The organism is uncultured Abyssibacter sp., from assembly GCF_964000955.1.
Lineage (GTDB): Bacteria > Pseudomonadota > Gammaproteobacteria > Nevskiales > OUC007 > Abyssibacter.
The window spans coordinates 1-9,648 of sequence record NZ_CAXFCL010000279.1; the positions used below are offsets into that span (position 1 = coordinate 1).

At 65.2% G+C, this 9,648-nt stretch carries 8 protein-coding genes and 2 tRNA genes; 3 read left to right on the forward strand and 7 right to left on the reverse strand.

The window, feature by feature from the left end:
• Nucleotides 1–56 precede the first annotated feature (56 nt).
• The gene (locus tag ABNS06_RS13460; protein WP_348675110.1) at nt 57–602 is read right to left on the reverse strand and encodes a GspH/FimT family pseudopilin; all 546 of its coding nucleotides are present in this window, start codon (nt 600–602) and stop codon (nt 57–59) included.
• Between the two features lie 195 nt (nt 603–797).
• On the opposite strand from ABNS06_RS13460, the gene ABNS06_RS13465 reads away from it, so the two are divergent.
• Together ABNS06_RS13465 and ABNS06_RS13470 are read left to right on the forward strand one after the other, a co-directional pair.
• Nucleotides 798–873 (forward strand) — tRNA-Thr (locus tag ABNS06_RS13465).
• Nucleotides 874–897: 24 nt separating this feature from the next.
• On the forward strand, nt 898–2,130 hold the full coding sequence (locus ABNS06_RS13470; protein WP_348675111.1) for an aspartate aminotransferase family protein: 1,233 nt from the start codon (nt 898–900) through the stop codon (nt 2,128–2,130).
• A gap of 9 nt (nt 2,131–2,139) precedes the next feature.
• Here ABNS06_RS13470 and ABNS06_RS13475 read toward each other — a convergent pair whose 3' ends face one another.
• The 6 genes from ABNS06_RS13475 to ABNS06_RS13500 form a co-directional block, all read right to left on the reverse strand.
• A complete protein-coding gene (locus ABNS06_RS13475; RefSeq protein WP_348675112.1) occupies nt 2,140–2,595 on the reverse strand; it encodes a GNAT family N-acetyltransferase in 456 nt (151 codons plus the stop codon).
• Nucleotides 2,592–3,920 (reverse strand): N-succinylarginine dihydrolase, encoded by a 1,329-nt coding sequence (gene astB / locus ABNS06_RS13480; protein ID WP_348675113.1) that lies wholly within the window; start codon nt 3,918–3,920, stop codon nt 2,592–2,594. Before astB ends, ABNS06_RS13475 begins: the two co-directional genes overlap by 4 nt.
• Before the next feature lie 2 nt (nt 3,921–3,922).
• Nucleotides 3,923–5,401 carry a succinylglutamate-semialdehyde dehydrogenase gene (gene astD / locus ABNS06_RS13485; RefSeq protein WP_348675114.1) on the reverse strand — a complete coding sequence of 493 codons (1,479 nt, stop codon included), beginning with the start codon at nt 5,399–5,401 and terminating at the stop codon, nt 3,923–3,925.
• Nucleotides 5,402–5,438: 37 nt separating this feature from the next.
• Nucleotides 5,439–6,464 (reverse strand): arginine N-succinyltransferase, encoded by a 1,026-nt coding sequence (astA, locus tag ABNS06_RS13490; protein ID WP_348675115.1) that lies wholly within the window; start codon nt 6,462–6,464, stop codon nt 5,439–5,441.
• The gene (locus ABNS06_RS13495) at nt 6,461–7,702 is read right to left on the reverse strand and encodes a hydrolase (protein WP_348675116.1); all 1,242 of its coding nucleotides are present in this window, start codon (nt 7,700–7,702) and stop codon (nt 6,461–6,463) included. Before ABNS06_RS13495 ends, astA begins: the two co-directional genes overlap by 4 nt.
• Nucleotides 7,703–7,804: 102 nt before the next feature.
• Nucleotides 7,805–9,088 carry an OmpA family protein gene (locus ABNS06_RS13500; RefSeq protein WP_348675117.1) on the reverse strand — a complete coding sequence of 428 codons (1,284 nt, stop codon included), beginning with the start codon at nt 9,086–9,088 and terminating at the stop codon, nt 7,805–7,807.
• A 183-nt stretch (nt 9,089–9,271) separates the two neighbouring features.
• Here ABNS06_RS13500 and ABNS06_RS13505 point away from each other — a divergent pair.
• A tRNA-Asn gene (locus ABNS06_RS13505) sits at nt 9,272–9,347 on the forward strand.
• Nucleotides 9,348–9,648: the final 301 nt, after the last annotated feature.

The following is a 9,648-nucleotide window of genomic DNA, read 5'->3' on the forward strand; positions in this document are numbered from 1 at the left end:
GAGCACCTCGATCAGGCTGACTCCGGACTGGAAACGACCCCTTGGCATCGAGTGACTCAGGACTTCGTGATGTAAGGGCGGCCAGCCGGCGAGATGACAAGCCTACGGGCGTGGGCCGAATCATTCGGGTCGATCGTTATCGTTCCGTTCTTGGTGCCTCGCCCCGTCGGAAGATAGCTCATCGAGTTTTCCACTTGCGCATTGCCTGTCATCTCGCTGACCCGAGCCAGAGGTACACGGACCTGCACAATCGTCTCGCCAGAATCAATCTTGTTGTTGGTTGCCACGTTGTCGACGAAGACCACAACCCCGGCATCCCAACCTACGCTGGAATCGGTACTGCAACTTTCACCATCCGTCGACTTGCAGGCGACCACCGTGGTGTTGCGCTTGATGGCCTCGCTGCGAGTGAGCATCAGTATCGACAGCAATGCGTTCGCGTCACTCGCGCTGCGATTGCTCGCAATCAGGCTCTGGAACGATGGCAGTGCCACGGCCAGCAGGATGCTGGCGACCGCAACCGCCACCAGCAACTCGATCAGCGTAAACCCCCGCGTCCTCTCCATGACGCCTAGCTTACGATGGAACGGGTCGTGATTCATGGTTGGGCGGCAAGCGCCTATCCGGGACGGATGAGCGGACGGGCCATGGGCGAAAAGGGTTGATTTGAAGGTTCCGTCGCGTGTCCGAACGTTGCTATACTTCGCCGCCGCTTTTCGAGACCCCTCGATCGAACGCGTCGGGACGCGCCAGCGCTCCCAGGGTGTTTCCAGAGGCGGACCCGAGAGCATCGACAGGCCGGCATAGCTCAGTTGGTAGAGCGGCGCATTCGTAATGCGTAGGTCGGGGGTTCAAATCCCTCTGCCGGCACCATTTTTCCTCCCCGATGGTGCTCACATGACCCAGATGCAGACCGTGACTCGCCAGGACTTCGATGCCGTCATGGTGCCGAACTACAATCCGGCCGCCGTGATTCCGGTCCGAGGTCAGGGTTCGCGCGTCTGGGATCAGGACAACCGCGAGTACATCGATCTGGCTGGCGGTATCGCCGTCAGCGCGCTGGGGCATTGTCATCCGGCGATGGTGCAGGCATTGCAGGCGCAGAGCGAGCGGCTGTGGCATCTGTCCAACGTGATGACCAACGAACCGGCGATCCGCCTGGCGCAGAAGCTGGTCGCGGCGACGTTCGCGGACCGCGTGTACTTCTGCAACTCCGGCGCCGAGGCCAACGAAGCGGCCTTCAAGCTGGCGCGTCGCTACGCGTCGGACCACTTCGGCCCCGAGAAGCACGAGATCATCTCGTTCCAGCAGGCCTTCCACGGCCGCACGCTTTTCACGGTGTCCGTCGGTGGTCAGCCCAAGTACACCGAGGGCTTCGGCCCGGTGCCCGGTGGGCTGCATCATGCCCTGTACAACGACCTCGACTCCCTGCGTGAGGTGATCAGCGATCGGACCTGCGCCGTCGTCATGGAGCCCATGCAGGGCGAGGGCGGCATCGTGCCCGCGACGCCCGAGTTCATCCGTGGCGTGCGCGAACTGTGCGACCAGCACAACGCGCTGCTGATCTTCGACGAAGTGCAGACGGGCATGGGCCGCACCGGCCACCTGTATGCCTACGAGGCCTACGGCGTGAAGCCCGACATCCTCAGTTCCGCCAAGGGGCTGGGCGGCGGTTTTCCGGTGGGCGCCATGCTGACCACGGAGAAGGTGGCCGCGAGCTTCGTCGTCGGGACTCATGGCAGCACTTATGGCGGCAACCCGCTGGCCTGCGCCGTCGCCGAGGCGGTGCTGGAGCAGGTGAACACGCCGACGCTGCTCAGCGGTGTGCAGGCCCGCAACAAACAGCTTCGTGCGGGTCTGGAAGCCATCGCCGCCGAAACGGGCGCGTTCCGTGAGGTGCGGGGCATGGGGCTGCTGATGGGCGCCGAGGTTGCCGAGCCGTTCGCGGGTCAGGCGCGTGCGTTCCTGAATGCCGCGCTGGACGCCGGTGTGATGGTGCTGGTCGCGGGGCTCAACGTCGTGCGTTTCGCGCCGGCACTGAATATCCCCGAAGCGGATCTCGACCTGGGTCTCCAGCGCTTCGCGGAAGGCGTCAGAAAGGTCGTCGCGCAGGCATCCGCCGCCGCGTAAGCGGAGTCGTCAGGCCTCGCAGCGCATGTCGATGTGCGGGATGCCGTCCTCGTCATAGGGCGGGCCCAGCGTTCTGAAGCCTAGTGATTGGTAAAAGCGCTCCAGGTGCGCCTGGGCGCCGACGCTCATGCCGGCTCCGGGCCACAGGCGGCGGCATTCCGCCATGCCGGCTTCCATGAGTCGCCGCCCGAGTGCCTGGCCACGATGCTCGGCGGCGACGACCACCCGGCCGATGCTCGGTGTGGGGAATCGCACGTCCGGAGCCAGCAGCCGCAGGTAGGCGCAAAGGTGCTGTCGCGCATCCGTCACAAGCAAATGCCGCGCATCCAGATCCAGACCGTCGGCATCCGGGTAGGGGCAGTGCTGCTCCACCACGAAGATCGACGCGCGCAGCGCCAGCACCGCGTAAACCTCGGGCCCGGAGAGTTCGGAGAAGTCCCGCCAGCTCCAGTCGTAGTCGCTCACGCGGTCTGCTGGAACGGGTAGATCGAACCGAGCCCGAGGATGACGGTCAGCCGGTCCAGTGTTTCGCGGACTTCGTTGAGGAATGCCGGGTCGGCCAGGTCAGCGATCGCCAACCGGTCCCGGTAGTGTTTTTCCACCCAGGCCTTGAGCGTCTTGTGCAGGTCCGGGGTGAACCAGCTATCCGGATTCACCGCGCCGCGTTCATCGTCGTTCAGCGGCACGCGCAGCCGCAGGCAGGCCGGTCCGCCGCCGTTGCGCATGCTCTGGCGGACATCGAACACCTGAACGCCGTCGATGGGACCGTCGGATTCGACCATCTCGGTGATCGCGGCCCAGACCGCGGGATGCTCCTCGCAATCCTTGGCGACGATCAGCCGCACCGTGCCGTCCGGCAGCGTGACGATCTGGCTGTTGAACAGGTAACTGGTGATGGCCGCGGACAGATCCACCTGCGACTGGTTGATTCGGATGGTCCGTAGCGGCTCGCCCATCATGCGGGAGAGCGAGCCAACGACGCCCGCTTCATTGGCGAAGGCCATCTCGTGATACAGCAGGATGTCGCGATGACCCACGGCGATCACGTCGTTGTGGAACACGCCCGCGTTGATCGCCTCCGGATGCTGCGCGGCGAACAGGGTCCGGTCGGTGCGCAGCCGGTGCTGCCGCGCGACCGCTTCACTGGCCAGCCGCGTCTGTCGGGCCGGGAAGCGGCCGGTCGCCGGCGATTCCAGATCCGTGCCGTACACGAACAGGCTGACACCGCAGGTGTGATCGTCCAGCGCGAATCGCGTGTGGTTGGCCGCGCCCTCGTCGGCGAGCTGCGTGCAGGCCGGCAGTGCAGGGTGGTGGGCGAAGTAGCGATCGCTGGGGAAGGTCGCCTTCAGCGCGGCGGCCGTGGTTGGGGTTTCCAGCGCGCGGTGTGTTTGCGACACGAGGTTCGCGGGCGTGAAATGCACACGGCTGTCCCAGGTGTCGGCAGACGCGGAGACCGTCGCCGCATTGGCCGCCCACATCGCGGCGGCGGAACCGGCCGCGGACAGCAGGCCGGGCGCATCGCTCAGGGCCTGGGCGAGCACCTTGGTGTCGGTTCCGACGAAGCCAACGCGGCGCAGAAAATCCACGTCCGGTCGGGCCTGCGGGGGCAGAACGCCCTGATGCAGGCCCAGCGCGGCGAGACCGGCCATCTTCTCCAGCCCCTGCAAAGCCGCCTCTAGCGGATTGGAGACCCGCGCCTTGTTCGCCTGCGAGGCGAGATTGCCGATACCGAGGCCGCCGAAATGATGGGACGGCCCGACGAGGCCGTCGAAGTTGGCTTCAAGCAGCACCGTTAAAGACTCATGCCCGCGGGCAGCGTGTCCGGTAGCGCCACGCTGTCGCGTTCCATGCTGGCGACCGGGTAGGCGCAGTAGTCGGCCGCGTAGTAGGCGCTGGGGCGCAGGTTGCCGCTGTCGCCAGGGCCGCCGAACGGTGCACTGCTGCTGGCGCCGGTGATTGACCGGTTGCGGTTGACGATGCCGGCCCGGATCGTGTCGAGGAACTCCGCCCAGCGCTCGTCGGAATCCGAGATCAGGCCCGCGGAGAGGCCGAACCGCGTGTTGTTCGCGAGGCTTAGCGCATCAGCGAACTCGGTGTAGCGGTAAACCGAGAGCAGGGGGCCGAAGACCTCGTCGTCAGGCACGTTGGCCGCGTGCGTGAGATCGATGATGCCCGGCGTCAGGAAAGCCTCGGTCAGGCCGGGAATGCGCTCGCAACGCTTGAGCACGACGCCGCCCAGCGACTCCAGACGATCCTGAGCGTCGAGCACGTGCTGGGCAGCCGTTGCGGAGATCAGCGGCCCCATAAACGGCGCCGGCTCCTCATCGGGCGGGCCGATCTTCAGGCCGGCCGTGACGCTGATCAGGCGTTCCAGAAAACGTTCGCCCCAGTCGCCCTCGGGGACCATCAGCCGGCGCGCGCAGGTGCAGCGCTGTCCGGTAGTAATGAACGCGGACTGCACGGTCTCGAACACTGCGGCGTCGAGCTGGTCCACCTCCTCGATCACCAGCGCATTGTTGCCGCCCATCTCCAGCGCCAGCATCTTGCCGGGCTGGTCGGCGAACTGGCGGTGCAGCAGCTTGCCGGTGCGTTCGCTGCCGGTGAAGAACAGCGCATCGATGCCGGGATGGCCCGCCAGCGCCGCGCCGGTTTCCACCGCGCCGCAGACGAGATTGAGCACCCCGGCCGGCAGGCCGGCCTGCGCCCACAGCTCGACCACCTGCATCGCGATCAGCGGCGTCAGGTCGCTGGGCTTGAACACCACCGTGTTGCCGGCGAGCAGGGCGGGCACGATGTGTCCGTTGGGCAGATGTCCCGGGAAGTTGTAGGGACCGAAGACGGCGGCGACGCCATGGGGACGGTGCCGCAGCACGGCCGCACCCCCCGCGATGGCTTCGCTGCGCTCGCCGGCGCGCTCCGCCTGGGCTCGAACCGAGATCGCGATCTTGCCCGCCATCGCAGCGATTTCGGTCCGGGTCTCCCAGAGCGGTTTGCCGGTTTCATCGGCGATGATGCGGGCCAGGCCGTCCGTGCCCGCGCGGAGCAGTTCGGCGAAACGTTCGCAGATGGCGATGCGTTCAGGCAACGCTGTGCGCTGCCAGATGGTGCTTGCGTCGCGGGCGGCCTGAACGGCGGCGCCCACGTCATCCGGGCCGGCGCCGGCGCCTTGCCACAGTGGTTCGCCGGTGGCCGGGCTGGTGACGGTGATCGGCTTGCCGCTGGCGGCCTGCCAGCGATTGTTGATCCACAGGCCAGTGTGGTCGTTGTTCATGGTTGTGTCTTCCGCGTGCTGTTCGACTGGATCTGGCTCAGGCCAGCGGCAGGTAGCGCAGGCTGTCGCCGTCGGACAGTCGCAGCGCGTCCGCCACCTCGGCCGTCGCCGTCAACCGTTCTCCGGAGTCGTGCAGTTCGACGGTGGTGAGGGTGCAGCGGAATTCTGCCAGTTTGCGGTTGCTGACGAGTACCCGGGTGTCGCCGGCGGGTGCGCCGACCTTCAATTCCGCCAGACGGCTGCGCTTGATTGCCTTGATGTCCTCGAACAGTACGTCCACTGCGGCGCCGCCGTCGAAGATGTCGACGTAACCCTGGTAGCGAAAGCCTTCCGCCTTGAGCATGCGCAGCGCGGGTTCGGTGTTGGGATGGACCCGGCCGATGACCCGTTGCGCCGCCTCGGGCAGTAGGGTGGTGTACACCGGATAGCGCGGCATCAGCTCGGCGATGAAGGCCTTGGTGCTAACCGCGGTCAGATGGTCCGCGCGGGCGTAGTCCATGTCGAAGAACTTGCGGCCCAGCGCGTCCCAGAACGGGGATTCGCCCTGTTCATCGGACCAGCCGCGCATTTCGGCGAGCACGCGCTCGTTGAAGCGATGCGGATGTTCGGCCATGAACAGGAACCGTGCCTTGGACAGCAGCGTGCCGTTGCCGCCGCCACGAAAATCCGGATTCAGGAACAGCGTGCAAAGCTCGCTGCAGCCGGTGTAGTCGTTGGACAGATACAACGTCGGCGTTTTTCGGTAGACGCCCAGTTCCCGCGAGGCATGCACGACCGTGCCCACGCGGTAATTGTAGAACGGCTCGCGCATGCCCACCGCCGACTCTAGGCCGCAGCATCCACCGACCGCATTGGTTGCCGTGTCTTCCAGTGAGAACAGATACAGCTCGTCCAGCGGCGCATCCAGCGCCTGCGTGAACGCTTCTTCGGAGCGGTTGATCTTGTTGTGCAGCAGATCCCGATCCGTCGTCAGCGAGGTGAATCCTGGGCCCGACAGCTCCGCGATCCGGCACAGGGCATCGAAGTCATGCTCGTCGCTGCGCATCGCGCGCAGGACCATCATGGGCGAGTGTCCTTGATGGGCCAGGGCGTATCGCCGCTGGCCAGACGCATCAGCAACAGCGCGGAGAGCTGCGCCCGCGGCACGAAACTCGAAATCTGCATGAATTCACGGTGGCTGTGGATATGGGAGCCGACGACACCCAGGTTGTCGACGTTGGGCAGACCGGCCGCCGCGAGGTTGTTGCCGTCGCAACAGCCGCCGGTGTCCTCCCATGCGAAGTCCATGCCCAGCAGGTCGCGGCACTCGCTGATGCTGCCGATCAGCGACTCCAGCGCCGCTGTCCGTAGCTTGGGTGGGCGGGTGAATCCGCCGTGCAGGCTGGCCTCGATTCCGTCGCGGCCGTCGATCTCGCGGATGATCCGGTTGAGCTCCGTGCTCACCCAGTCCTGGTCATCCGGCAGTTGCAGGCGCACGTTCAGCCGCAGGATTGCCAGGTCCGGCACGATGTTGACCGGGCCGCCGCCGGTGACCTGCCCGACGTTCACCGTCACGCCCTGACGCTGTCCGTTCAGCGAATCGATGGCGACCGTGGCATCGGCCAGCGCGCGGATCGCGTTGCGGCCCAGATGATGCTCGCGACCGGCATGCGCGGCGCGGCCGCGCACCAGCACCTGGAAATTGCCGCTGCCCTTGCGCGCGGCGACCAGGCTGCCGTTGGGCAGGGATGGCTCGTAGATCATGCCGAGGTCGTGCTGGCGGGCCTCGCGCTCCAGTACCGGGGCCGAGCCCATGGAGCCGATTTCCTCGTCGGGATTCAGCACCACCGTCCAGCCCAGCGATTCGGCATCCGCCGATTGTTCCAGCGTCATCAGCGCATGCTGCATCACCACCAGGCCGCCCTTGAGATCGGCGACGCCGGGGCCATGCAGTCGGTCGTCCTGCTGCTCAACGGTCTGGAAATCCGATTGCTCGGGAAACACGGTATCCAGATGACCGCCAAGCAACACCCGTCGGGCCGCGTGGGGGCGTTTGCGGATGATCAGTGTCGGTCCCATCGGGCGTTCAACGAAGCTGCCGTCGTCGGCAAGCTGGCGTAACGGTGGCGTCTCCAGCATGTCCACCGAATCCGCCAGGGGACGGAAGGCGTCGGCGAGGGCGTCGGCGACGCGGCCGACACCATCGGCATTGAAACTGCCGCTGTTGATGGTCGCCAGCCGGGTGGTCAGCGCCTGCATGTCGGCGGTCTTGCCGGTCAGGGAATCCAGCGCTCGCTGGTGATCGTTTCGAACGGAATTCATGCCGGGCAGTTTATCGGGAATTGCCGCAGCGAGCCGGCGACCGGACGGCGCCGGGCACAAAAAAGCCCGGCACGAGGCCGGGCTTTTCGTCACCGCGTTGCGTTACTCGGAGATCACGCTGAATTCCACGCGACGGTTCAGTTCGCGGCCTTCCTCGGTCTCGTTGTCGGCGATCGGCTGGGACTCGCCGAAACCAATGGCCGTCAGGCGATCGTCATCGATCCCGTTCTCGATCATGAAGTCCTTGACCGACATCGCGCGTTCCTCGGAGAGGCGCACGTTGTAGGCGGCCAGACCCTTGCTGTCGGTGTGGCCGGCGATCTGGACTTCCATGGAGGGCTGGCCCGCGAGCGTATCGACCACGTCCTGCAGCACGACCTTGGCGTTCGGCGTCAGGTTGGCGGAGGCGAACTCGAACTTAACGCCCTCCAGGGAGAACGTCTGCTTGATCGCGCAGCCTTCCGCGTCCACGACGATGCCTTCACCGGTGCCGGGGCAGCGGTCGATCGAATCCCCAACGCCATCTTCGTCGGCATCACCGCCAACCTCGCAACCGCGGGCATTGACCTGCGCACCTTCGGCGCTGTCCGGGCACTCGTCATAGGCGTCGAGTACGCCATCGAGGTCGGAGTCCGCGCTGCAGCCCGTCGCGTCCACGGGGACACCGTTGGGGGTGCGCGGGCACTGGTCGATGGAGTTGACCACGCCATCGAAATCATCGTCGGCCTCGCAGCCTTCCAGCGTCACCGCGACGCCAGCCGGTGTGTTCGGGCAACGATCCAGCGTGTCGACCACGCCATCACGGTCGGCGTCGCCGGCACCCTTGGAGGTCAGCGGCACTTCCAGGCCCAGGTTGAAGCGCACATCCAGGTAGCTGTCGTCGAACACTTCCATCAGGCGCACGTCGCCACGCACCGCGGTTCCGTGATCGTTCAGGAAGTGACGCACACCGGCGCCCAGCTGCGCGGCAAAGAACACTTCGCTGTCATCGGCGATGTCTTCCTGCACGCCGCCGATCCCGACCAGCACGTAAGGCGTGAAGCCGAGCAGATCGATCATGTTCTCGCGGCTGAAGCGGTAGATGGCATCGACCATCAGACCTTTCTGGTAGTCGCGGTCATCGGCGGTCTCGTTCTTCAGGGAGTTGTAGTAACCGGTGAACTCCAGGTCGATGTTGTTCCCCACGAACGGGAGATCCATGTCGACCAGCGGAATGCCGTAACCGAACATCGCGCCGAAGCTTTCGTCGCTGTTTTCCTGCCGGTCATCCGGCAGCACCAGAATTCCCCCCGAGTAGATGTACGATCGACCATCAGAATTCTGCGCGACCGCTGTCGATGCGGCGCCGAGTACGGCCAGCGCCAACAGCGCCTTGATGCTTTTCATGTCGTTAGTTCCCCTAGAGACGGACGTGACGGCAGCTTGCAACCACAAGCCGTGCCAAGCGCGCGAGCATACCGAATTCGTTCCTTGACAGAAAGTTCACCGCGATAACGCGGCGGCCGGACGTGAAGGCGTTGCCACCGATGGGCGGCATCAGTACAATCCGCGCCCTCGCGAATGCGATGTTCCCCTGTAGCTCAGTTGGTAGAGCGGGTGACTGTTAATCACTAGGTCGGCGGTTCGAGCCCGTCCGGGGGAGCCAATTTTAGTTTGAATTCAAGGGCGTACACTGCGTCCAAGATTGACTTTGAGTGCCGAGCACGTAGGGTTCTACGCTGGCGCTACAGCGCGCATCAAATGACTTCCCGTTGGCTGCGAGCAGAGGAATGGCTTGATGCATACTCGGGTTCCGACTCTGCGCGAGTAGAACGTGCGGAAACACTCAAAGTCAGATTCGTATCTTCATCTGAAGCGTGAGCGTCGCACTCTTGCTAAGAGGCGAGCTGCAAAGAGATCAGTTTCCACCCAAGAGCGCGAAGCGAGCAGAGAGCAGCGTGGCCCGC

Coding starts and splice junctions, on each gene's coding strand:
- astD (WP_348675114.1), bottom strand. CDS start 5,401: ATGAACAACGACCACACTGGCCTGTGGATCAACAATCGCTGGCAGGCC.
- ABNS06_RS13495 (WP_348675116.1), bottom strand. CDS start 7,702: ATGAATTCCGTTCGAAACGATCACCAGCGAGCGCTGGATTCCCTGACC.
- ABNS06_RS13500 (WP_348675117.1), bottom strand. CDS start 9,088: ATGAAAAGCATCAAGGCGCTGTTGGCGCTGGCCGTACTCGGCGCCGCA.
- ABNS06_RS13470 (WP_348675111.1), top strand. CDS start 898: ATGACCCAGATGCAGACCGTGACTCGCCAGGACTTCGATGCCGTCATG.
- ABNS06_RS13460 (WP_348675110.1), bottom strand. CDS start 602: ATGAATCACGACCCGTTCCATCGTAAGCTAGGCGTCATGGAGAGGACG.
- astA (WP_348675115.1), bottom strand. CDS start 6,464: ATGATGGTCCTGCGCGCGATGCGCAGCGACGAGCATGACTTCGATGCC.